This window comes from Mesorhizobium sp. M1A.F.Ca.IN.020.03.2.1 (genome assembly GCF_004023205.1).
In the GTDB taxonomy this organism is placed as follows: Bacteria; Pseudomonadota; Alphaproteobacteria; order Rhizobiales; family Rhizobiaceae; genus Mesorhizobium.
In genome coordinates, this window is sequence record NZ_RZSV01000090.1 from 1 (window position 1) to 21,549 (window position 21,549).

Below are 21,549 nucleotides of genomic sequence, written 5' to 3' on the forward strand. Positions count from 1 at the left end.
TGTTCATGGCGATCCTCGATATCCAGATCGTCTCGGCATCGCTGGCCGAGATCCAGGCCGGCCTCAGCGCCAGCTCCGACGAGATCCCGTGGGTTCAGACCGCCTATCTGATCGCGGAAGTGGTGATGATCCCGCTGTCGGGCTTCCTCAGCCGCATGCTGTCGACCCGCGTGCTGTTCACGACCGCGGCCGCCGGCTTCACAGCAGCAAGCGCGCTGGCCGCGACCGCCACCAACATCGACCAGATGATCGTCTACCGCGCCATCCAGGGCTTTATCGGCGGCGGCATGATTCCGAGTGTGTTCGCTGCCGCCTTCACCATCTTCCCGCCGTCGCGCCGCGCCGTCGTCTCGCCGATGATCGGCCTCGTGGCGACGCTGGCGCCGACCATCGGCCCGACGGTCGGCGGCTATATCAGCCATGCCATGTCCTGGCACTGGCTGTTCCTGATCAATGTCGTGCCGGGCATACTGGTGGCGACGGCTGCCTGGTCGCTGATCGATTTCGACAAGCCGAACCTCAAGCTGTTCTCCAAGTTCGACTGGTGGGGCCTGATCGGCATGGCCGCCTTCCTTGGCTGCATGGAATACGTGCTGGAGGAAGGCCCGAACCATGACTGGCTGCAGGAGCCGGCCGTCTTTGCCTGCGCCATCATCATGACCATAGGCGGTCTCATCTTCTTCTGGCGCGTGTTCACCGCCGAGGAGCCGATCGTCGATCTGCGGGCCTTCAACAATGTCAATTTCGCCTTCGGCTCGCTGTTCTCCTTCGTGGTCGGCATCGGCCTTTACGGGTTGACCTACCTCTATCCGGTGTTCCTCGGCCGCATCCGCGGTTACGATTCGATGATGATCGGCGAGGCGCTGTTCGTCAGCGGCCTGGCGATGTTCTTCACCGCGCCCGTTGCCGGCATCCTGTCGAACAAGATCGATCTCAGGCTGATGATGATGGTCGGCTTCATCGGCTTCGCCACCGGCACATGGTGGATGACGCATCTCACCGCCGACTGGGATTTTTATGAGCTCTTGATCCCGCAGATCCTGCGCGGCTGCTCGATGATGCTGTGCATGGTGCCGATCAACAACATCGCGCTCGGCACGCTGCCGCCGGAGCGGCTGAAGAATGCGTCGGGCCTGTTCAACCTGACCCGCAATCTCGGCGGTGCCGTCGGCCTGGCAGTCATCAACACGGTGCTGATCGACCGCAATGCCTTTCACTATGCAAGGCTTTCCGAGCATGTGCAGTGGGGCAGCGAGGCCGCGCAGACCAAGCTGCAGAACATGACGTTGACCTTCCAGCAAAACGCCGGCCTCGACGCCACGACCGCCGCCATTTCAAAGCTGTCCGGCATGGTGCAGCAGCAGGCGGCGCTGTTGTCCTTCATGGACGTGTTCATGATGCTGACCGTGCTGTTCGCCTCGCTCGGATTTTTCGTGCTGTTCATCAACAAGCCGACACAGCAAGGCGGCGGTGGCGGCGGAGGCCATTGAGGAGCCGGAACCCCCGCCTGGCGTCCTCAACGCGTGACCCCGGAAATCGTCGCCGATTTCCGGGGTCATTTCTTTGGACAGATCGCAGTCCGCTCAGGCCGCGGCGGGCTTGAAGGTCAGCGCCACGCCGTTGATGCAGTGGCGCAGGCCGGTGGGCGGCGGGCCGTCGTCGAAGACATGGCCAAGATGACCGCCGCAACGGCGGCAATGCACCTCGGTGCGCGTCATGCCGAGCGAACGGTCTTCGGTCTTGCCGATGGCATTGGGGATCTCCTGCCAGAAGCTCGGCCATCCCGTGCCGGAATCGAACTTCGTTTCCGACGGATAGACCGGCAGGTCGCATCCGGCGCAGGCGAAGATGCCCTTGCGGTGTTCGTTGAGCAGCGGGCTGGTGCCCGGATATTCGGTGCCCTCCCTGCGCAGCACGTCGAAGGCGGCATCCGAAAGGATGGCGCGCCATTCGGCGTCGGTCTTGGTGATCTCGAAGGTCTCGGCGGCCAGAGCCGGCTTCGCGCCGCCCATGTGCAACGCCGCTCCGGCTCCGATTGTGAGGGCAGTGGCGGCGGCACCGCTCCAGAGAAAGTCGCGACGGTTCATGGCCTTTCCTCCTGACGTGATCTTACAAACTAGGACGCCACCGGAAAAGCAAAAGCCGGTGACGGTTCGCGCGCCACCCCGCGTCGACCCATGCCCTGGCGATGCGGAGCGGCGCTTGACGGCAGCACGGATCGTGGGAGGGAGACCGTGCGGCCGGCGCGGACATACGCCACTTCGCCGGCCGCACGCGCTTTGTTACATCTTCGGCAGAAGAACCTTGTCGATGACGTGGATGACGCCGTTCGACTGGCGCACGTCGGCGATTGTGACATGAGCGACGTTGCCGTTCTCGTCGGTCGCCGTGACCTTGCCCTTTTCGGACTTCAGCGTCAGGGCGCAGCCGCCGACGGTCTTGACCTCATGCGCACCGCCATCGGCCTTGGCCATCTTGGCGACGTCGGCGGCCAGCGCCTTGGCGGCAATGACATGGCAGGTAAGGATCTTGGTCAGCTTGTCCTTGTTCTCGGGCTTGAGCAGCGTCTCGACGGTGCCGGCCGGAAGTGCAGCGAAGGCCTCGTTGGTCGGGGCAAAGACGGTGAAAGGACCGCGGGTCTGCAGCGTGTCGACCAAGCCGGCGGCCTTGACGGCGGCGACCAGCGTGGTGTGGTCCTTCGAATTGACGGCATTCTCGATGATGTTCTTCTTGGCATACATCGGCGCGCCGCCGACCATCGGATTGGCGGCATAGGCAACGGCGCCAAGCGCCGAAAGGCCGATTGTAGAGGCAAGCAGAAGGGTGGCGAGTTTACGCATTGTATCAGTCTCCTCGGGTTGTTTTCCCCATCCTTGGGGACGCGAGGAGATACGAGGCGTCAAAAACTTAGTTTCGCGAACTTCGAAGATTTTTTATTCGTCGGCCCGGATGGAAACGTACCGCGTCTAGGCGCACGAAAGCGCTGCTGCCGACACATGTCGGGTGGATAGACTTCGGATAGTCTCCAATTCTTTTCCGAAATGTCGTCAGATGCCCTTCAGATCGCCGGCGGCGACGACGGGGCCGGTCGGCTGGCCGGTCGGCGAACCGCCGGCCGGCTCGAGACTGACGGCGAGCACGGCGCCTTGCGCCAGCTTCTCCTGCACGGCCGGCGTGACGGCCATGCGCGCGGTCTGGCCGGCCGGGATGACGCCCATCGAGACCGGCGCAGTCTTGCCCTCGATCATCCACAGCTCGAAATCCTTGCCGGCGCCGCGTTCGCCGGAAACATGCGAGAGGCCGACCTCCTGGCGCGCAGCGTCATAGACAGCGAGGTATTTGACGTTGCTGTTGTCGGCGGCGAGCGAGGCGACCAGCCTGGTTTCGGGCTGCGGCAACGGCGGATTGACGAGAGGCAGGGCGACAAAGACGGCCAAAGCGGCAAGCGCGGCCGCGGCAAGCCCGCGCCAGAAGGCGAGGCTCCCCAGCAGGCCGGTGCTGGGCGCGGCGGGGGTGGCCACTGATGAGGCAAACAGCCGCCGGTCGATCGCCGCCTTGACCGAAGCCGGCGCCTCGACCGCAGCGTAGGCGCCTGCCATCGGCGCGAAATGGGCTTCCCAGGCATCGACCAGGCGGGCAAAACCCGCCTCGGTATCGATGCGGCGGGAGGCGATCTGGCGTTCGTCGGCTGCCAGAACGCCGAGAACGTATTCGGCGGCGAGCAGGTCGTCGCCTCCGCGTTCCGGTCCGTTGTCTTCCGCCAGCGTCATCTTTCCAGGCATTCTCTCAGTTTGAGCAAGCTTCGCCGCAGCCAAGTCCGCATCGTGTTCAGCGGGACCTTGTGGCGCTCCGCCAGCTCGGCATAGCTTTCGCCGTTGAGACAGGCGCCCCGGACCGCCGCCGCCCGGTCTTTCTCCAATTCGTCGAGGCAATGGTAGATGCGGTCGGTCTCGCCGCCCGCGACAGCCATGGCCTCAGGCCCCGGCGCCGGATCGGCGACCTCGAGCGCTGCATCGATATTGGCGGAAGGACCGCGCCGGGCCCTGATGCGGTCGATCGCATGGTTGCGCGCAATGGCCACCAGCCAGGAAATCGGGCTGAGATCGGAAACCGCGAAACGATCGGCCTTGGTCCAGATCTTGACGAAGACCTCCTGCAGTGCTTCTTCCGCCTCACTCTTGTCCCTCAATACACGAAGGCAGACGCCGAAAAGTTTCCCGCTGGTCTGCTTGTAGAGCAGATCGAACGCAGCCCGGTCCTTCATCGAAGTCCGGACGATCAGTTTGCTGATGTCCTGAGGCCCCATGCAGGCAAATTAGAAGATTGCGATCTATTTGCAACGGCGCGGGCGGTGTTGTCCACCCAAGGCTGTCGCGGCGCCAGTACGTGAAGTCATCTTCCGCAATTCGAGATGAACAACGCAAATCCGGATTTCGATTTGCGGCTTCATGCGATAGCCTTCGCCAAAACAGGGGAGCGGCGATGTCGATCGAACGCGTGCTTTGGGAACAGGATGCGACCGGACTTGCCGAGCTCGTCCACAAGGGGGAAATCTCGCCGCAGGAGCTGGTCGACGCCGCGATCGCCCGCGCCGAGGCGACAAGACCCGACATCAACGCCATAGCGACGTCGCTCTATGACGCCGCCAGGGCGCGGGCGAAGGCGATCGACCGCAAGCAGCCGCTCGCCGGCGTGCCCTTCGCGCTGAAGGATCTCGGCATCGGCATCAAGGGCGTGCCGATCCATGGCGGCAGCCGCATCCCGGCCTTCACGGCCGATTTCAACTCGGTGATGGTCGAGCGCTATCTGGCCGCGGGCCTGATCCCGATCGCTACCAGCACCTCGCCTGAGCATGGGCTGCGGCTGATGACCGAATCGGCCCGCTTCGGCATCACCCGCAACCCCTGGAACACCGGCCACACCACCGGCGGCTCGTCCGGCGGATCGGCGGCGCTCGTCGCGGCCGGCGTGGTGCCGGCGGCGCACGCTTCCGACGGCGGCGGCTCGATCCGGGTGCCTTCGGCCTGCAGCGGCTTGGTCGGGCTCAAGACCTCGCGCGGCCGGGTGCCGCTGACGCCGCTCACCAGCGAGAGCTGGTACGGCATGGTCGTCGACCATGCGGTCAGCCGCTCGGTGCGCGATACAGCCCTCCTGCTCGACCTGACGCACGGCGCCGATCCGCTGTCGCCTTATGCGGCGCGGGAGCCCAAGGGCGCCTTCACCGCCGCAGCGGCGCGCGATCCAGGCCGGCTCAGCCTCGCCGTCTACCGCAAATCGCCGCTCGGCCTGCCGATCTCGGCTGAGACGATGGAAGCGCTGGACACCGCGGTGGCGCTGGCGCGCGAGGGCGGGCACACGGTGGAAGAGATCGACCTGCCCTATATCGGCCGCGACTTCATCGCCGATTTCTGCAAGAGCGTCGCGTCGGCCGTCGCAGGCATGATGCGTGCCGAGGCGAAGCGCGTCGGCCGCCCGGTGTCCGGCGAGGTCGAACGTGCGACGCGCGTGCTTGGTCGCCTCGGCGAAATGCTGTCCGCCGGCGAGGTCTATGACGCCGTGCAGCGGCTCAACGCCACCGCGCGGCAGATGATCGAAGACACGGCGCGCTTCGATGCCGTGCTGATGCCGATCATTGCGCACCCGCCGCTCGCCTGCGGCGCGATGGACCCGAAAGGCGCCGACGAGCTCGTCGAGAACGTCCTCGACAAATTGCATCTTACCGGGCTGCTCAGGATCAAATCGTTTTTCGGCCAGCTGATGGACAAGAGCCTGTGGTTCACTCCCTGGCCGGCGATCCACAATGTCAGCGGCCAGCCCTCGATCGCGCTGCCGGTGCATGTCACCGCAGGTGGCCTGCCGCTCGGCATCCAGGCCGCGGGACGGCCAGGCGACGAGGAGACGCTTTTGTCGCTCGCAGCGCAAATGGAGAAGATTTCAGGATGGCTGAAACGCCGCGCACCGCTCAAGGTGCCCGGCTAGGTCTGTCGATACTCAGGTGATGCCGGCCTGCGAATGGCGGTCTTCTGCGCTTCCGTACTCACGTACCAGAAATACGCTCCGTTCCGGTTCTCGAAATCCGCCATTCTCGGCCGACCTGACCTGAATCTCGACAGACCTTGAAACCCGCCGATTTCGTCATTGTGAGCGCAAAGCCGTTTGCGACCTGCGGCAATTCCCGCTAAGACGCCCGCCATCCTTGCCACCTAGGGAAAAGCACCGATGACGGACATCGCCGCCAACGCCGAAATGCAGGCCGCGCTGCTCTCGCGCGCGCTTCCTTATATGCAGCGCTACGAGAACAAGACGGTGGTGGTTAAGTATGGCGGCCATGCCATGGGCGACAACGAGCTCGGCAAGGCCTTTGCGCGCGACATCGCGCTGCTCAAACAGTCCGGCGTCAACCCGATTGTCGTCCACGGCGGCGGGCCGCAGATCGGCGCCATGCTCAACAAGATGGGCATCGAATCCAAGTTCGAGGGCGGGTTGCGCGTCACCGACCAGAAGACGGTCGAGATCGTCGAGATGGTGCTGGCCGGCTCGATCAACAAGGAAATCGTGGCGCTGATCAACGCCGAAGGCGAATGGGCGATCGGTCTCTGCGGCAAGGACGGCAACATGGTCTTCGCCGAAAAGGCGCGCAAGACCATGATCGACCCGGATTCGAACATCGAGCGGGTGCTGGATCTCGGTTTCGTCGGCGAGCCGGTCGAGGTCGACCGCACGCTGCTCGACCTGCTGGCCCGTTCCGAGATGATCCCGGTGCTGGCGCCGGTGGCGCCCGGCCGCGACGGCCATACCTACAACATCAACGCCGATACTTTTGCCGGCGCCATCGCCGGCGCCTGCCGCGCCTCGCGCCTGCTGTTCCTGACCGACGTGCCCGGCGTGCTCGACAAGAACAAGAAGCTGATCGACGAGCTGACGGTCGGCGAGGCCAAGGCGCTGATCAAGGACGGCACGATATCGGGCGGCATGATCCCGAAGGTCGAGACCTGCATCGAGGCGATCGAGCGCGGCGTCGAGGGCGTGGTCATCCTCAACGGCAAAACGCCGCATTCGGTGCTGCTCGAGCTGTTCACCGAGCACGGGGCCGGCACGCTGATCGTTATTTAGCCGGCTAGCCTTCTGCTTTCCGCGACCCGCTTATCTTCCGCGACGGGCAGGGTCGGCTTTCGCGCCGAGTGCTGAAAGACCATCGATTCCTCATCGGCGTCCTGCGGCGCGCCCCAGAATTCGGCAAGCGTCGGGCCCGCGGCCACGCGGCGGTCCCGCACCAGAAAACCCCAGACCTCGCGGAACCAGACGCGGCGGCCCATATTGGTGTACCAACGCATCGAATGCCGCTGCTCTGGGTCCGGATGGAAAAGGACGCGCGCCAGCGCTTTCGGCCGTGACTGCACGGCAAGCTCGATCAGTTTGACGGCGAAGAACAGCATCCACGGCTTCAGCCGGGTCATATGCAGCACCTGGTGCTTGTAGTCCCAGAGCCGGACGTCCTTCTGGATCACCCTGCGATCCTTGGCGATGCGGAAGAACGGCGTCCAGCGATGCGGCGTCACATAGAGCGCCTGGATCTGGTCGGGATCATAGGCGATGAGCTGGCGAAAGCCGCGCCAGAGATCGCGAAAACCCTCATCCTCGAAGCCAACGACCCAGGTCGCCATGGACAATATGCCGTGCCGGCGAAGCAGCCGGATCGCCTCGCGGTCGGACTTGGTGCTGCCGCCCTTGCGGATCAGCGACAGTGTGGCCTCGTCGGTGTTCTCCATGCCGAGCAGCCAGCGGATGACGCCGGCCTTGCGATAAAGGTGCAGGATATCGGCATCGCGCACGATATCGTCGGCGCGCGTCGAGCCGACGATCAGCACCGGCACGTTCTCGGCGATCATCGCATCGAGAAAGGCGCGCCAAGCCTTCTTCGAGGAGGTGGGGTTCTCGTCGGCCAGATTGACCAGTTCGACGCCATACTCGCGGTGCAGCCAGGCGATCTCCCTGGCGAAGCTGACCGGGTCGCGATGTCGCCAGCGGGTCCAGAAGCCGCGCTGGCCGCAATAGTTGCACAGATGCGGACAGCCGCGCGAGAACTGCATGACCACGGCGCGCTTGCCGCCCCAATAGCTGTAGCGGCCATGGTCGATCAGCTCCCAGCCGACGCGGCAGGCGTCGAGATCGGCAATTGTCATCGCAGGCGGCGTCGCGAAGGGTCGGCCGCAATCGTCGCGATAGGCGATGCCGGCGACACCCGACACCGGCCGGCGCCTTTCCAGCGCCTCGACCAGCGCCAGCGCGGTCGCCTCACCCTCGCCGCGCACGATGAAGTCGAAGACGTCCGTTGCGGCGAGCACGTCGCGCCAGTGATAGGTCGGGAAGACGCCGCCATAGAGGATGACGACCCCTAGCGCGCGGGCCTTGATCATTTCCGCGATCCGCAGCGCGGTCGGATGCGCCGAAGTCGAGCCGGAATGGCCGATCAGGACGAAATCCGGATTATCGCTCAGGGCCTCATCGACGAGCGTGGAAAGCGGCATCGGCCCGAACTCCGCGTCGACCAGGCGCACTCGATGGCCGGCATCGAGCAGCGGACCGCCGATCGCCAGCAGACCCAAAGGCGGCAGGTGATCGTCGGGCACGCGGCTGCCGATGGCCGTATGCGGCGGGTTGACCAGCACGATGTTCATGGCGGACCTCCGTTGCGTCGGTCCGCCGGTCGTATTTGGCGATGTCGAAGCCGCCTGGGCGCGGTTCAGCAGTTTCGATGCAGCTTTCCCACAGATTTGATGGGCACACCCGAAACGTCGCGCAGAGCGGGAGACGGCGTCAGCCCAGTGCATAACAAAAGGTTAAGGACGTGCGCGTTGCGCAGCTCGATCGAGCTCTGGTTTTCGGCGCTTCAAACCTTCGGCAAGGAGAGTATTAGCAGCAACTAATGCAGTTGACCCTAAACTTTTATTAAAACTCTAAGCATTTATAATTGTCGGTGGGGGACCACAAGGAAATGCCCATATGGCGCTGAATCCCGATCTGAAAATCGATGAGGCGAGCCTCATCACATCGACGTTGATCAAGAAGCACAAGGCGGCGTCCGCGGAGGCGGTCGACGCCGCCGAGCTCAAGGCGCGGGCGGCCCAGCTCGCCCTGGTGCTGGACCTCGCTCATCAGGCTTTCGCGCGCCAGGAGCCCGCAGGGCAAATCGTCGAGCGCCTGGCCGGTCGACTGCATGAACTGCGCCGGGAGGTCGCTCCGGCTCTTTGGCAGGAACTGATCCCGCTCGCTCAGCAGCACCGCGTGGCGGCCTACCTGAAGCAGGATCCGTTCACGCGCTGGTCCTTCGAAAAGCCGCGCGGCTATTCGGGCGACGCGACGCTGCTGGACATCTACTACAAGCACCCGAGCGCCGCCGAGATCGTGGCCTCGTCGAGCGAACTCGGCCGCGAGATCTTTGCCTATACGAGCGAAGCGGCAAGCTCGGTGGCGGGGCGCGAGCGCCGCGAGATACTGGCCAAAACGGTCGACGAAACGGCTGCCCGGGTAGAAAACGCCGAGGTGCTGGCAATCGCCTGCGGCCATTTGCGGGAAGCCGAACTCTCAAAGGCGCTCGCCGAGAGAAAGTTAAAGCGCTGGATCGGTCTCGACCAGGATCCGGTGAGCGTCGGCACGGTCAATCGCGACCTCACCGGTACGGCAGTGGAAGCCGTGGACGGATCCGTGCGCGGTCTTTTGCGGCGCGCCTACCCGCTTGGCACATTCGATCTCGTCTATGCTTCCGGGCTGTATGACTACCTGCCGCTTCCGGTCGGCGCACGGCTGCTGCAGCGCGCGATGGAACTGGTCAAGCCGGACGGCGAATTCCTCTTCGCCAATTTCAGCGACGAGATCACGACCGACGGGTACATGGAAACGTTCATGGATTGGCCGCTCATCCTGCGATCGGCCGGCGACATGTGGGACATCATCAATGCCGCGGTGGATAAGAACCGCGTCGAAGCTGAGGTCTATTACGGATCGAATAGGAACATCGTCTACGGCAAGATCCGCAAACGCGTGGATTTCGCGGCGCCCGCCATGGAGCGGTAGCGGAGCCGCTTCACATCCGGATTTTCAAGTCGGGCCGTGCAGCGGCCCGGCTTTCTGATGCATCGCGCGGCGTGCTCGTTTCGCCGAGATGGCGCCGCCCTACATTCCTGCCGCACTGCTTTGAGTTAAGCGACGAGGTCCTGCCTGGCCTGCATGATCTCTTCGATCGGGACGGGACGTCCGGTCAGGAAGCCCTGGATCGACTGGATGCCCATGTGCTGCAGCAAATTCTGCTGCTCTTTCGTCTCGACACCCTCGACAAGGACCGTGTGGCCCAGATTGCGCAGCAGTCTGACCATGTCCTGCAACAGGCTCAGGCCTCGAACCGTCTGGCAATCGTGCAAGAAACTCCGATCGATCTTGACGACGTCGAACTTGAAACGACGGAGCCAGGCCAGACCTGCAAATCCGGTTCCGAAATCATCGAGCCAGATCTGAACGCCCAGGTTTCGAAGCTGCTCGATACTTCTGGCGGCCTGCGCCTCCAGGGATATATCGCTGCCTTCGGTGACCTCGAGCGCCAGCCTCTGAGGCGCCATGCCGTGGCGGCCAAGGATCTCGGTGACGTGAAGCGGGAAATTCGGAGCCTTGAGCTGGACGACCGAGACGTTCACGGACACGACCGATCCCAATCCGTGCTCGACCATGTCGCCGCAAGCCCGATCGATCACCCACATCCCGAGTTCCTCGATCCCGCCGGTCTGCTCGGCGACAGGTATGAACACGGACGGGCTGATCACGCTGCCGTCGAAGTCGCGCAGCCGCATCAACGACTCATGGCCAAGCACCTTGCCGGATATCGCATCGCAGATCGGCTGATAGACGACGGAGACCAGTCCCTCCGAAACGGCTTGCTTGAGCAGTTCCGAAAGATTCTGGCTGGCGCGCTTCTGATCGATGGCCTGCGCATCATAGATGGTGAAGGTCGCGCGACCGGAAAACTTGGAGGCGTAAAGCGCGCGATCGGCCTCCTGCAACAAGATCCGAAGCTCTATGCTTTGATCGGCGCGCGTCAACGAGGCGCCAGCGCTGATGGTGACGATGTTGAGTTTATCGTCCCGATCGGGATGGGAGATGTTCAAGTCCTCGACGGCCCGGCAGAATTGATGGGTCACCTCGCGCAGGTGATCCGGTCCGGCGACCTTGCAGAGCACGACGAATTCCTCGCCGCCGTACCGTCCCGCGATGGCGTGATTGGACGCCGCCGTCTCGTCGAAGGCTCGGGCAAGCTCGATCAGGCAGTCGTCGCCGGCCTGATGGCCGAGCCGGTCGTTGAACCGCTTGAAGTAGTCCACGTCCATGAGAATGACGCCTATTTCGTCATTGTCCCTGGCCCATTCCTTGCACAACTCCGCGAATTCCCGGGTGATCGCCCTGCGGTTCTTAAGCCCGGTAAGCGGGTCGGTGTCCGCGATCTCGATGAGCTTTTGACCGTTTTCGATGGCGACCTGCTCCTGGATCTGCGCCTGAAGGGCATGCAGGAAGGTCTGGTAGCGCTCCATGCTGAGGCGCCATGACAGATAAAGCGACAAAACAAGGCAATTCACGAAATAGGTTGCAAGCACCAGACGGGTGCCAAGATCGGCTTGAAGCAAGAACAGCGTGGCGCCGAGGAATGCTATTGTCACGGTTGCGGACGACAACGCCGAGAGCCATAGCCGGAAGTTGAAAAAAAGGTTGGCACCGAGAATGAAAACCGTGCCGAAGATGATGAAATGGGACAGCGCCTCCTGATGAGTCGTTCCGAGGGCCGACAGCAGCCATCCGATCGCGCCCGCCACGATCGCCAGAGCAGCAACGTAGTGCAGAGTGGTGACGGCAAAATCGCGTCGAGCAACAAGTTCGACAAGCACCAGGAAGGTCAATCCCAACGTCAGGCGCGTCAGAATCACACGGTCGGCAATGTCCGGGAAAAGGAACCAGTCGAAGGCCCCGTAGCATATGTAGCTCAACACGGCCGCCGCTATGCCCCAGCGCACGACCTTGCGATTCTGATCCGCGTTCTTCTGCAGCAGCATCGCAAAAAGCGTCGGATCGGCGGATTTCCACGGCGGGCGTGAAATCGCTTCAGTGACCCTCTGAGCCACGTCCTCCGTCAGTTGCATGCAATGCTCCTTTGCGATCATCCTCCGCATGAACGGGTTCGAGCAAGCGAAGTCCGTCAAGTCCTTACGGAAGGACGAAGGCAAGCCTGGTTCATTATAAGACACTAATGTTGCTAACCGCCGGTAAACGGATCATGCGATTGCACCGGCACAGCGACCCGCTAAGGATTCCATGCAACAATCGTGAGTTACCGAATAATGCATGGTCACACTTTCTCCAGATCGCAAGAGACGACGCACGAAACATTGCGTAAATTTCCGAGCGCGTCTTTTGTTAAGGTTCGTGTAACCTTAATTTCAGTTGATATCGGGGAAATCGTCCCGAAGTAGATTCGCTCCGACCACATTGTCGGGCCGTTCTTTGCGGAGAACCGTTTCGGGTACGATTATCGCCGCAGATGGCTGAGCGGCACGTGGCCTGGCCCCTTGATGTTCTGCAGCACAAGCTGGGTATGGACGTCGCGGACGCCGGGCAGCCGCATCAGTCGGTGCATGACGAAAGCATTGAGATCGTCCACCGACGGCACCATCACATGCAGCAGGAAATCGTGGTCGCCGGTCATCGTCCAGCAGGACGAGACCTCGTCCATGCGCTGCACGGCGGCGATAAAACTTTCCGGCGAGCCGTCGCTGTGGCTCACCAGGCGGACCTGGATGAACACCTCGACCGTCAGCCCCAGCGCGCGTCGGCTGAGCACGGCGGCAAAGCCCTTGATGATGCCGGCGCCTTGCAGCGCCTCGAAGCGCCGCGCGCAGGGCGTGGTCGACAGGCCGATCTCCTGCGCGAGTTCCGACACGGCCTTGCGCCCGTCGCGCTGCAGGGTGTCCAGCATTCTTATTTCGAACTCGTCCAACTGAGGCATTTTCCCTCCTAAACGTTGAAATTTGAGCGGAGTTTACCTCAAAATCCCTCGCGTGGCTACAAAGAAGGCTGATTTGCCTCACGAGCCGCGGCTACGATGACGCCACCATCCGGGAACCGACGATTTTTTCAGGAGGAAGAAATGACGATCAGCGTTGCCGACTATGCCCGCGAATGCGCGGCGCAAGGCCTTCGCGGCGACTATTCGGTGTGCCGCGCCGACTTCACAGTGGCTCAGCATTACGACTATTCCGCCGACGAGCAGGCAGTGTGGCGCGCGCTCTGCGATCGCCAGACGAAGCTGACGCAGAGGCTGGCGCACCGTTCCTATCTCGACGGCATCGCGACGCTCGGGCTGCTCGACAAGATTCCGGATTTCGACGCCATCAGCGAGAAATTGCGCAAGCTCACGGGCTGGGAAATCGTGGCGGTGCCCGGGCTGATCCCCGCCGGCCCCTTCTTCGACCATCTCGCAAACCGCCGTTTCCCGGTCACCAACTGGCTGCGGACCAGGCAGGAACTCGACTACATCGTCGAGCCGGACATGTTCCATGACTTCTTCGGGCATGTGCCGATCCTGACGCAGCCGGTGTTCGCCGATTTCATGCAGATGTATGGTGAGAAGGCCGAGGACATGATCGCGCTGGGCGGCGACGAGATGATCACCCGGCTCTACTGGTACAGCGCCGAATACGGCCTCATCCAGGAAGCCGGCCAGCCGGTAAAGGCTTTCGGCGCAGGACTGATGTCGTCTTTCACCGAGCTGCAATTCGCGGTCGAAAGCAAGGACGCCCATCATGTGCCGTTCGACCTGGAGACGGTGATGCGCACCGGCTACGAGATCGACAAGTTCCAGCGCGCCTACTTCGTGCTGCCGTCCTTCGACGCATTGCGCGATGCATTCGCCGGCGACGACCTCGCCGGGATCGTCACGCGGTTCAAGGGTCAGCCGGCGCTCGACCCCGCCACGGTGTAGGTACCGAAACAAATGCGCGGCGCCCAAAACCGTTCGGTGCGGCGTGCTTCGAGGTCCGGCTTTCGCCCAGCCGGCCGTCAGAGCGGTTCGGTGGCTAAAAGGCGACTGAGCCGCTCTGGGTTTTGCGGAAGCAAGCCGCCAGTGTCCGGTCCTCGGGCATCAGCCGGCCGAAGCCGGCTCGGCCTTGAGCCTCGCCAACTGCTCGCTTTGCAGCTCCAGCGCGGCGTCGATGAAGCGCAGCACGGTCGCCAACTCGGCGTCGCTGAAAGCCGCCATCACTTTCTCGCCCTCGCGCGCGATGGCGCCATAGTAGCGCTCCGAAAGTTCTCTGGTCAGGTCGGTCGCCTCGATCACCACCTTGCGCCTGTCTTCCAGGCTGCGGGTTCGGGTAACGAGCCCACGCGCCTCAAGGCGGTCGATCAAGGCCGTCACCGCTGCCGGCGTCAGCCCCGTAGCCGCCGCCACGGCGCCGGCCGATTGCGGCCCCGCGTAGAGCAAGCCCAGACAATAGCGCTCGGCTGCGATCAGCCCAAGCCGCTCCCCGACCGCCTCGTCATAGGCTTGCGTCGCGTCCTGCCAGCGCATGACGGCACGGCTGACGGCCGCCGTCATCTCAGCACGATTCATGCTTGACGAATTTAGTTCGATCATCTAACTATCAAGTTGCATAACATTCAGACTATCGTATCAATATGCGATGCCACCCTTTGCGAAGCAAGGGCAAAGTCGCCGACAGGAGTGAACAATGAGCTTGATTCAACAGCGCCCCCCTCTCTCGCATGAGGAGGAGTACAGATACGCCAAGCTGGCCATGGAATGGTATGGCTGGGGCTCGCCCATCGGCCTCGGCATCCTGCTGGTGGCACTTGCCGCCGCGGCCGTGCTGGTGCGGGTCGCCGTTTTCGGACTGTAAATCCGACCCCCAAAGGCGCGCCAGGGCGGCGCCGATTCCACTTCCGGCGCCGCCTGCCTTTTCGGGGTTCAGACTGTGATCACCTGGCCGAGGTGATCGCCCAGCCGGCAGGCGAGCGCCCGCCGTCTCCTCATTAGTCGGATAATCGCCACCATTGCCGATCCAGTCGGCGATGCGCACGCGGCCGAGATTCTTCCGCGCCATGGTCGTGCCGAAGAGCCGCAAGCCCTCAGGCGGCTTCCGAAAGATCGCGATCGAGAACGGACAGGTTGCGGCCGCGATGCTTGGCCTCGTAGAGCCTGCGGTCAGCGGCGCGCATCAGCTCCGACACGGTGGCGCTCTCGCCACAGGTGATGCCGCCGATCGAGACCGTCAAAGGCACGGTCCGCTCGTCGACAGGGCGAAAGCGGATCAGTTCGACCTCGCGACGGATGCGCTCGGCCACGCGCCTTGCTTCCGGTTCGGTGGCGCCAACCAGGAAGGCGGCGAACTCCTCGCCGCCGATTCGGCCGAGCACATCGCCGCTGCGCACGCCGCGCTCGATGGCGCCGGCGATCAGAAGCAGTGCATCGTCGCCGGTCAGGTGACCGTAATTGTCGTTGATCGTCTTGAAGTGGTCGGCATCGATGATCAGCAGGGCGCCGCGATCGGCCTTGCGCCGGGAACCGTCGAGCGCGGCGAAGAAGGTCTCGCGGTTGAGCATGCCGGTCATGTCGTCGCGGCTTGCCTTCTCCGACAGGCGTCTGTGGGCCGCGGCGAGCTGGGCATGCGCGCGGGCAAGCTCGCGATGCGCATTTTTCAGCCGGTCGCTTTGCCAGAAGGTGCCGACGCTGGCAATCCAGGCGAGAATCAAAGGGCAAACCGTGGCCGTAAGCCAGACGGTGCGGCTGATCGGAAAGCCCATGGCCGGGACCACAACCAGCGTCAACAAGAGCGAGACAGCGACCGAAGCGAACGCGACGACTGCGGACTTCAAGATTATGCGACTCATCGCTGTCTCCCAACGGACTGCCTCTGTGCCAGCAAGCGCTGAAGGTGACCTTTCCGGGACGATTAAAATTTGAAGCGAGGCGCCATTTTCACGACGCAAGACGCGCGGAAGTTGTGGATAAACTCCGCGTCCGCATGCCATAAGGAGGCCATGACGACGACACCCGAGCCCGCCCGTTTTGCCCATGTCACGGATTGGGTATTCGACCTCGACAACACGCTCTATCCGCATCACTCGAACCTGTTCGCGCAGATCGACGTGAAGATGACTGCCTATGTCGGCGAGCTGCTGACGCTCTCGCGCGAGGAGGCGCGCAAGCTGCAGAAAGAGCTCTACCTGGAGTACGGCACGACGCTGAACGGGCTGATGGCGCGCCACGGCATCGACCCCGACGACTTCCTCGAGAAGGTGCACGACATCGACTATTCCTGGCTGGTGCCCGATCCGGTGCTCGGTGCCGCGATCCGCCAATTGCCGGGCCGCAAGTTCATTTTCACCAATGGGGACCGCAAGCATGCCGAGCGCGCCGCGCGCCAGCTCGGCGTATTGGATCATTTCGACGACATCTTCGACATCGTCGCGGCGGGTCTCAACCCCAAGCCGGCCCGCCAGACCTATGAGCGGTTCGCCGAGCTGCATTCCGTGACCGGCCACAACGCGGTGATGTTCGAGGACCTGGCGCGCAACCTCTCTGTGCCGAAATCGCTCGGGATGACGACGGTGCTGGTCGTGCCGCGCAATTTCGAGCCGACTTTCTCCGAGATCTGGGAGCGCGACCCGGCGAATGAGGACGACGTGGATTTCGTCACCGACGACCTCGCCGGCTTCCTGACGGCAATCGTCGAGGTTCCGGGCTGACCCAACTCCAGATTGCCGGCGCCGTCGTCAGAACTCGCTGGTCATTGCGGTAACGACGAGCGCGCACTCAGAGGCTGTAGAAGCGGCGAACGATGTCCCAGGCTTCGTCGGCGGTGTCGACGAAATCGATGATGTCCTGGTCGCCGGGCGAGATCGTGCCTTGCTCGGCAAGGAAGTCGAGGTCGATCGCCCGTTGCCAGAACGCCTTGCCGAACAGGATCACCGGCACGCGCTCCATGCGCCCGGTCTGGATCAGCGTCAGCGTCTCGAAGAATTCGTCCATCGTGCCGAAGCCGCCCGGAAACACGGCGACCGCCTTGGCGCGCATGACGAAATGCATCTTGCGGATTGCGAAATAGTGGAAGTTGAAGCAGAGCTCGGGCGTCACATAGGCGTTCGGCGCCTGCTCGTGCGGCAGCACGATGTTCAAGCCGATCGACGGCGCGCCAACATCGTCGGCGCCGCGATTGCCCGCCTCCATGACTCCCGGTCCGCCGCCGGTGACGACGACGAATTCGCGATAGTAGGACGTGGCCGACTGCTGCGAGCACAGCCGGGCGAACTTGCGCGCCTCTTCGTAATATTTGCTGTTCAGCTCGAGGTTCTTCTTCTGCGTCTCGTTCTTGGCGGCCCAGGCGGCGCCGCCCGGCTCGGGAAGCCGCGCCCCGCCGAACAGGATGACGGTCGAGCGGATGCCGCGCTCGGCAAGGATCATCTCCGGCTTCAAGAGCTCGAGCTGCAGGCGCACCGGACGCAATTCGCGCCGCGTCATGAAGTCGGGATCGTTCCAGGCCAGGCGATAGGTTTCGGCCCGCGTCTGCGGCGTGTCCGGCACGCTTTTCGACCGCTCGAGATCCTCGTCCGAATGGGGCAGCGGCGTCCAGCCCGCCTTTTCCATGGGTGTCATCGAATCCACCGTCCTAATTCCTTTACTTGCGCCGTCCCGTGACGCAGTCGCGATTGACCCCCATTAAGGCTTCACATAGGGTCCGCGCGATTTCAAAACAGGTTAAGGCGCAGGCCTTAACAGCTTTGTAATGGAGCAAATTCATGTCGAAGCCCGATCTGGCGAGCCTCGAAAAGACCATCGAAAAGGCCTTCGAGGAGCGCGATACGATTTCGACCGCGACCCGCGGCGAAACGCGCGACGCCATCCAGTCGGCGCTCGACTTGCTCGACCGCGGCGTGGTTCGCGTCGCCGAGCGGCAGGACGACGGCAAGTGGCTGGTCAACCAGTGGCTGAAGAAGGCGGTGCTGCTCTCCTTCCGGCTGAACCCGATGGAGATCATCAAGGGCGGCCCGGGCCACTCGGTATGGTGGGACAAGGTGCCGTCGAAGTTCGAGGGCTGGGGCGCGGTCGATTTCGAGAAGGCCGGCTTCCGCGCCGTGCCGTCCTCGGTCGTGCGCCGCTCGGCCTATGTTGCCCCGGGCGCGGTGCTGATGCCGTCCTTCGTCAATGTCGGCGCCTATGTCGATACAGGCACCATGGTCGACACCTGGGCCTCGGTCGGCTCTTGCGCCCAGATCGGCAAGAACGTGCATCTCTCCGGCGGCGTCGGCATTGGCGGCGTGCTGGAGCCGATGCAGGCCGGTCCGACCATCATCGAGGACAATTGCTTCATCGGCGCGCGCTCCGAGGTGGTCGAAGGCTGCATCGTGCGCGAAGGCTCGGTGCTCGGCATGGGCGTGTTCATCGGCCAGTCGACCAAGATCGTCGACCGCGCCACCGGCGAGGTCTTCTACGGTGAAGTGCCGGCAAATTCGGTGGTCGTCGCCGGCTCGCTGCCGGGCAAGCCGCTGCCAAATGGCGAGCCGGGCCCGAGCCTCTACTGCGCCGTCATCGTCAAGCGCGTCGACGCCGGGACCCGCTCCAAGACGTCGATCAACGAATTGCTGCGCGATTGATCTTTCCCGCGAACAGACGCACCCTCCGCCGGCGCGACATTCCGTCGCGCTGGTTCAACGGAGGGGCGTCATGGACTGGAAGTATCTGCTGACGAGTTTCGACGGCCGCATCAACCGGGCCAAGTTCTGGGCCGGCATCGGCATATTCATCGTCATCGCCATCATTGCGTTCATTCTCGACTCGATCCTCGGCACACGTTTCACCACCGCCGGCGGCGACCAGATCGGCATCCTCGGCATCCTGGTCGCGCTGGCATCGATCTATTTCGCGATTGCTCTCTATGCCAAACGCTGGCACGACCGTAACAAGTCGGGCTGGTGGACACTGATCGGCCTTATACCCATCATCGGCGGCATCTGGCTGCTCATCGAACTGGGCATGCTCGAAGGCACCAGGGGCGCCAATCAATACGGACCGGACCCGCTTGCCTGAAAAAGCAGACTTCATCTGGCTCTTCTTCAAAACCTCGGGCCGCGTCAGCCGCGCGGCTTATTTTCTCGGCGGATTGCTGGTTGCTATCGTCCAGGCCTTTCCGCTTTATCGCTTCACGCTGGTGCCGGAAGGTTCGGCCGAGAGCAACATGTGGTCGTTCGTCTTCTTCCTCACGTTCCTCGCCTCGTTGTGGTCGAACGTCGTGCTGGCAGTGAAGCGGCTGCACGACCTCGACAAGCCGGGCATCGCGGCGCTGGTGCTGTTCGTTCCCGTCGTGTCGATCGTTGCCTTCCTGGTGCTCTGCCTGTTTCCGGGACAGCCCGGATCCAATCGCTACGGCAGCCGCACGAATGCGCCGGCCGACCGCTAGCGCCGGATGATTTTTAGGTCGTTTCGACCTCAAATCTGATCCGGCTCTAAATCACAGAGATAACGCGTGATGTAATCGGTCGACGATGTCGCCATCCTTGGCGTCAACGAGACCGAGAATTTGAGCTCGAACCTGTCGCGCAAATATCACGCTGATCGAGGACCGCGGCTGACCTCGTCGGGCGTCAATCCGGGCGGACCGCGCCTGTCCGCTTCCGCCTGACGCACCAGCGCCATGATGCGCTTCGTCACAGGCGCCGGCACGCCGGTCTTTTGCGCGAGCCGCAGTATCGCTCCCTGCAATTCGTCGACCTCGGTCGGCCGACGACGATGGAGATCGTCCCACATCGAGGAGCGCGCCTTGGGGTCGATCGCCAGCAGCCGCCGGGCCAGGATTCCGAACAGCCAGTCCGGAAGCCGCAGCACTTTCGGCAGCAGCCATGGGGGCGGCCCAGCGATGCGCGCCGGCTCGATACGACAAGCTTTCATTGCGGCCAGCGCCTCGTCGATCTGGTCCGCCAGAATGACGCGCCAGCCGCGGTCCGCCAATTCGGTCGCCAGCGGCAGATCGGAGAGCGCGACCAGCGCATTGTTGAGGTTCATCAGCAGTTTGCTCCACTGCACCGCCCTCATGTCGGCATGGGTTTCGACCCCAAGTCCTTCGACATTGAGCAGTGCTGAAAGGCCGGGCTCAGTATTCTCGATGATGACCATGCCGTCGCTGGCGCGGCGGACGCTCAACGGCGTCTCGCCATCCGGCGATTGCACGACGTTGAACGCAACCATACCGGCAAGCACGCGATGCGCGGGAAGCGCTCCACGCAGTTTGTCCGGATTGTCGACGCCATTCTGCAGGCTGATCACTATGGCATCGGGGCGGGCATGAGCCGCAACAAGCGCCGCCATCTCCTCGGTCGCGCCGCTCTTTACGGTGACCAGAACGATATCCGCGTTGCGCAGCGCCAGCGCCGGATCGTCGCTGACCGCCAGCGTCTCAGGCCCGATGCGTCTGTCGCGGCCGTCAAGATCGCTGATCCGCAGCCCGTCCTTGCGCAACGCCTCCACAATGCGGCCGCGGCCAAGGAAGACGACCTTACGCCCGGCGAGCGCTAGGCAGCCGCCGACATAGCAGCCGATGCTGCCGGCGCCGGCTATCGAGATCGTCTTTCCTTCTTTGGCCATGCGATCATCCCGTCCTGGCCCGCGCGACTATACGACACGACAACCATATTGTCGGCGGCTTGCTCGGCGAACATCTGCCACCGTGACAGGCCTGCCGCTTTCGACTATCGCTTTGCCCATGAAATTGCCGACCGACCCTGCCCAGAACCTTGCCGCCCTGATCCGCTGCCCTTCCGTGACGCCCGCCGAAGGCGGCGCGCTGCAGACCTTGGAAGACATGCTGAAGCCACTCGGCTTCGCCGTAGAGCGGCCGATATTCTCGGAAGATGGCACGCCGAACATCGAAAATCTCTATGCGCGCCGCTCCGGCAACGGCCCACATCTGATGTTTGCCGGCCATACCGACGTGGTGCCGGTCGGCGACGAGGCGGCGTGGACGCATCCGCCCTTTGCCGCCGAGATCGCCAATGGCGAGATGTATGGCCGCGGCGCCGTCGACATGAAAGGCGGCATCGCCTGCTTCATCGCCGCGGTGGCGCGCCACATCGAGAACAATGGCGGCCCGAAAGGCTCGGTCTCGCTGCTGATCACCGGCGACGAGGAAGGGCCGGCCATCAACGGCACGGTGAAGCTGCTCGACTGGGCTGCCGCCAAGGGCGAGAAATGGGACGCCTCGATCGTCGGCGAGCCGACCAATCCGGATGCGCTTGGCGATATGATCAAGATCGGCCGGCGCGGCTCGCTCTCCGGCAGCGTCATCGTCAATGGCCGTCAGGGCCACGCCGCCTATCCGCAACTTGCCGACAACCCGGTGCGCGGGCTTATGAGCCTTGTCGACGCGCTGCTCCATCCGGTGTTCGACAGGGGAACAAAGGATTTCCAGCCGACCAATCTGGAAGTGACGTCGATCGACGTCGGCAACCCGGCGACCAATGTCATCC

The 21,549-nt window shown here is 63.3% G+C and carries 22 protein-coding genes and 1 pseudogene; 11 read left to right on the forward strand and 12 right to left on the reverse strand.

Annotated features, from left to right (window positions below; genetic code table 11):
• The coding region (locus tag EOA79_RS16135) for a DHA2 family efflux MFS transporter permease subunit (protein ID WP_128293095.1) at positions 1–1,490 on the forward strand (1,490 nt) is incomplete at its 5' end.
• 93 nt (positions 1,491–1,583) lie between these two features.
• Here the strand turns inward: EOA79_RS16135 and msrB are convergent.
• The 4 genes from msrB to EOA79_RS16155 form a co-directional block, all read right to left on the reverse strand.
• Positions 1,584–2,087: a peptide-methionine (R)-S-oxide reductase MsrB gene (msrB, locus tag EOA79_RS16140; RefSeq protein ID WP_067323811.1), complete on the reverse strand. Its 504-nt coding sequence runs from the start codon at positions 2,085–2,087 to the stop codon at positions 1,584–1,586.
• Positions 2,088–2,282: 195 nt separating this feature from the next.
• Entirely contained in the window at positions 2,283–2,840 is a 558-nt protein-coding gene (locus tag EOA79_RS16145) for a fasciclin domain-containing protein (protein ID WP_067323809.1), read from the reverse strand.
• Between the two features lie 207 nt (positions 2,841–3,047).
• Positions 3,048–3,770, reverse strand: a complete 723-nt coding sequence (locus EOA79_RS16150) for an anti-sigma factor (protein ID WP_206619208.1) — start codon at positions 3,768–3,770, stop codon at positions 3,048–3,050.
• A complete protein-coding gene (locus tag EOA79_RS16155) occupies positions 3,767–4,306 on the reverse strand; it encodes a sigma-70 family RNA polymerase sigma factor (RefSeq protein ID WP_128293098.1) in 540 nt (179 codons plus the stop codon). The genes EOA79_RS16150 and EOA79_RS16155 overlap by 4 nt, the downstream gene beginning before the upstream one ends.
• Before the next feature lie 176 nt (positions 4,307–4,482).
• Between EOA79_RS16155 and EOA79_RS16160 the strand changes: the two genes are divergently transcribed.
• Both EOA79_RS16160 and argB read left to right on the forward strand, forming a co-directional pair.
• Entirely contained in the window at positions 4,483–5,979 is a 1,497-nt protein-coding gene (locus tag EOA79_RS16160; RefSeq protein WP_095825489.1) for an amidase, read from the forward strand.
• Positions 5,980–6,219: 240 nt separating this feature from the next.
• Positions 6,220–7,113, forward strand: a complete 894-nt coding sequence (gene argB / locus EOA79_RS16165; protein ID WP_095825488.1) for an acetylglutamate kinase — start codon at positions 6,220–6,222, stop codon at positions 7,111–7,113.
• Here argB and bchE read toward each other — a convergent pair.
• A complete protein-coding gene (bchE, locus tag EOA79_RS16170; RefSeq protein WP_127334700.1) occupies positions 7,110–8,678 on the reverse strand; it encodes a magnesium-protoporphyrin IX monomethyl ester anaerobic oxidative cyclase in 1,569 nt (522 codons plus the stop codon). The genes argB and bchE overlap by 4 nt on opposite strands.
• Positions 8,679–9,003: 325 nt before the next feature.
• Here bchE and EOA79_RS16175 point away from each other — a divergent pair, with 325 nt between their 5' ends.
• Complete coding sequence (locus EOA79_RS16175; protein WP_095825486.1) at positions 9,004–10,074, forward strand: class I SAM-dependent methyltransferase; 1,071 nt, start codon at positions 9,004–9,006, stop codon at positions 10,072–10,074.
• 125 nt (positions 10,075–10,199) lie between these two features.
• On the opposite strand, the gene EOA79_RS16180 is transcribed toward EOA79_RS16175, so the two are convergent.
• Both EOA79_RS16180 and EOA79_RS16185 read right to left on the reverse strand, forming a co-directional pair.
• Positions 10,200–12,179 carry a GGDEF and EAL domain-containing protein gene (locus EOA79_RS16180; protein WP_095825575.1) on the reverse strand — a complete coding sequence of 660 codons (1,980 nt, stop codon included), beginning with the start codon at positions 12,177–12,179 and terminating at the stop codon, positions 10,200–10,202.
• 386 nt (positions 12,180–12,565) lie between these two features.
• On the reverse strand, positions 12,566–13,042 hold the full coding sequence (locus tag EOA79_RS16185; RefSeq protein WP_067003023.1) for an Lrp/AsnC family transcriptional regulator: 477 nt from the start codon (positions 13,040–13,042) through the stop codon (positions 12,566–12,568).
• Positions 13,043–13,183: 141 nt separating this feature from the next.
• Here EOA79_RS16185 and phhA point away from each other — a divergent pair, with 141 nt between their 5' ends.
• Positions 13,184–14,017: a phenylalanine 4-monooxygenase gene (gene phhA, locus EOA79_RS16190; RefSeq protein WP_095825485.1), complete on the forward strand. Its 834-nt coding sequence runs from the start codon at positions 13,184–13,186 to the stop codon at positions 14,015–14,017.
• A 159-nt stretch (positions 14,018–14,176) separates the two neighbouring features.
• On the opposite strand, the gene EOA79_RS16195 is transcribed toward phhA, so the two are convergent.
• Positions 14,177–14,668, reverse strand: coding sequence for a MarR family transcriptional regulator (locus EOA79_RS16195; protein WP_095825484.1), 492 nt, complete (start codon positions 14,666–14,668; stop codon positions 14,177–14,179).
• Between the two features lie 94 nt (positions 14,669–14,762).
• Between EOA79_RS16195 and EOA79_RS32805 the strand changes: the two genes are divergently transcribed.
• Positions 14,763–14,930, forward strand: a complete 168-nt coding sequence (locus tag EOA79_RS32805; protein ID WP_164746631.1) for a hypothetical protein — start codon at positions 14,763–14,765, stop codon at positions 14,928–14,930.
• Positions 14,931–14,998: 68 nt separating this feature from the next.
• On the opposite strand, the pseudogene EOA79_RS34265 reads toward EOA79_RS32805, so the two are convergent.
• Together EOA79_RS34265 and EOA79_RS16205 are read right to left on the reverse strand one after the other, a co-directional pair.
• Positions 14,999–15,161: pseudogene (locus tag EOA79_RS34265) on the reverse strand (GMC family oxidoreductase); the annotation flags it as partial.
• The gene (locus tag EOA79_RS16205; protein WP_067323795.1) at positions 15,160–15,921 is read right to left on the reverse strand and encodes a GGDEF domain-containing protein; all 762 of its coding nucleotides are present in this window, start codon (positions 15,919–15,921) and stop codon (positions 15,160–15,162) included. The gene EOA79_RS16205 and the pseudogene EOA79_RS34265, both read right to left, overlap by 2 nt.
• 150 nt (positions 15,922–16,071) lie before the next feature.
• On the opposite strand from EOA79_RS16205, the gene EOA79_RS16210 reads away from it, so the two are divergent.
• Positions 16,072–16,779: a pyrimidine 5'-nucleotidase gene (locus EOA79_RS16210; protein WP_067003034.1), complete on the forward strand. Its 708-nt coding sequence runs from the start codon at positions 16,072–16,074 to the stop codon at positions 16,777–16,779.
• A gap of 67 nt (positions 16,780–16,846) precedes the next feature.
• Here EOA79_RS16210 and EOA79_RS16215 read toward each other — a convergent pair whose 3' ends face one another.
• On the reverse strand, positions 16,847–17,686 hold the full coding sequence (locus EOA79_RS16215; RefSeq protein WP_082953833.1) for an LOG family protein: 840 nt from the start codon (positions 17,684–17,686) through the stop codon (positions 16,847–16,849).
• Between the two features lie 143 nt (positions 17,687–17,829).
• Here EOA79_RS16215 and dapD point away from each other — a divergent pair, with 143 nt between their 5' ends.
• From dapD to EOA79_RS16230, 3 genes are all read left to right on the forward strand, one after another.
• Positions 17,830–18,684, forward strand: coding sequence for a 2,3,4,5-tetrahydropyridine-2,6-dicarboxylate N-succinyltransferase (gene dapD / locus EOA79_RS16220; RefSeq protein ID WP_095825483.1), 855 nt, complete (start codon positions 17,830–17,832; stop codon positions 18,682–18,684).
• A gap of 70 nt (positions 18,685–18,754) precedes the next feature.
• Positions 18,755–19,117, forward strand: coding sequence for a DUF805 domain-containing protein (locus tag EOA79_RS16225; protein WP_067323786.1), 363 nt, complete (start codon positions 18,755–18,757; stop codon positions 19,115–19,117).
• A complete protein-coding gene (locus tag EOA79_RS16230) occupies positions 19,110–19,487 on the forward strand; it encodes a DUF805 domain-containing protein (RefSeq protein WP_067003040.1) in 378 nt (125 codons plus the stop codon). The genes EOA79_RS16225 and EOA79_RS16230 overlap by 8 nt, the downstream gene beginning before the upstream one ends.
• A gap of 146 nt (positions 19,488–19,633) precedes the next feature.
• Here the strand turns inward: EOA79_RS16230 and EOA79_RS16235 are convergent, their stop codons facing one another.
• Positions 19,634–20,668: a 2-dehydropantoate 2-reductase gene (locus tag EOA79_RS16235; protein WP_095825482.1), complete on the reverse strand. Its 1,035-nt coding sequence runs from the start codon at positions 20,666–20,668 to the stop codon at positions 19,634–19,636.
• 118 nt (positions 20,669–20,786) lie between these two features.
• On the opposite strand from EOA79_RS16235, the gene dapE reads away from it, so the two are divergent.
• The coding region (dapE, locus tag EOA79_RS16240; RefSeq protein ID WP_128293100.1) for a succinyl-diaminopimelate desuccinylase at positions 20,787–21,549 on the forward strand (763 nt) is incomplete at its 3' end.

What these genes read in the sequence shown, in the direction of transcription:
- msrB (WP_067323811.1), bottom strand. Translation starts at nt 2,087, where the DNA reads ATGAACCGTCGCGACTTTCTCTGGAGCGGTGCCGCCGCCACTGCCCTC.
- EOA79_RS16145 (WP_067323809.1), bottom strand. Translation starts at nt 2,840, where the DNA reads ATGCGTAAACTCGCCACCCTTCTGCTTGCCTCTACAATCGGCCTTTCG.
- EOA79_RS16150 (WP_206619208.1), bottom strand. Translation starts at nt 3,770, where the DNA reads ATGACGCTGGCGGAAGACAACGGACCGGAACGCGGAGGCGACGACCTG.
- EOA79_RS16155 (WP_128293098.1), bottom strand. Translation starts at nt 4,306, where the DNA reads ATGGGGCCTCAGGACATCAGCAAACTGATCGTCCGGACTTCGATGAAG.
- EOA79_RS16160 (WP_095825489.1), top strand. Translation starts at nt 4,483, where the DNA reads ATGTCGATCGAACGCGTGCTTTGGGAACAGGATGCGACCGGACTTGCC.
- argB (WP_095825488.1), top strand. Translation starts at nt 6,220, where the DNA reads ATGACGGACATCGCCGCCAACGCCGAAATGCAGGCCGCGCTGCTCTCG.
- bchE (WP_127334700.1), bottom strand. Translation starts at nt 8,678, where the DNA reads ATGAACATCGTGCTGGTCAACCCGCCGCATACGGCCATCGGCAGCCGC.
- EOA79_RS16175 (WP_095825486.1), top strand. Translation starts at nt 9,004, where the DNA reads ATGGCGCTGAATCCCGATCTGAAAATCGATGAGGCGAGCCTCATCACA.
- EOA79_RS16180 (WP_095825575.1), bottom strand. Translation starts at nt 12,179, where the DNA reads ATGCAACTGACGGAGGACGTGGCTCAGAGGGTCACTGAAGCGATTTCA.
- EOA79_RS16185 (WP_067003023.1), bottom strand. Translation starts at nt 13,042, where the DNA reads ATGCCTCAGTTGGACGAGTTCGAAATAAGAATGCTGGACACCCTGCAG.
- phhA (WP_095825485.1), top strand. Translation starts at nt 13,184, where the DNA reads ATGACGATCAGCGTTGCCGACTATGCCCGCGAATGCGCGGCGCAAGGC.
- EOA79_RS16195 (WP_095825484.1), bottom strand. Translation starts at nt 14,668, where the DNA reads ATGATCGAACTAAATTCGTCAAGCATGAATCGTGCTGAGATGACGGCG.
- EOA79_RS32805 (WP_164746631.1), top strand. Translation starts at nt 14,763, where the DNA reads ATGAGCTTGATTCAACAGCGCCCCCCTCTCTCGCATGAGGAGGAGTAC.
- EOA79_RS16205 (WP_067323795.1), bottom strand. Translation starts at nt 15,921, where the DNA reads ATGAGTCGCATAATCTTGAAGTCCGCAGTCGTCGCGTTCGCTTCGGTC.
- EOA79_RS16210 (WP_067003034.1), top strand. Translation starts at nt 16,072, where the DNA reads ATGACGACGACACCCGAGCCCGCCCGTTTTGCCCATGTCACGGATTGG.
- EOA79_RS16215 (WP_082953833.1), bottom strand. Translation starts at nt 17,686, where the DNA reads ATGACACCCATGGAAAAGGCGGGCTGGACGCCGCTGCCCCATTCGGAC.
- dapD (WP_095825483.1), top strand. Translation starts at nt 17,830, where the DNA reads ATGTCGAAGCCCGATCTGGCGAGCCTCGAAAAGACCATCGAAAAGGCC.
- EOA79_RS16225 (WP_067323786.1), top strand. Translation starts at nt 18,755, where the DNA reads ATGGACTGGAAGTATCTGCTGACGAGTTTCGACGGCCGCATCAACCGG.
- EOA79_RS16235 (WP_095825482.1), bottom strand. Translation starts at nt 20,668, where the DNA reads ATGGCCAAAGAAGGAAAGACGATCTCGATAGCCGGCGCCGGCAGCATC.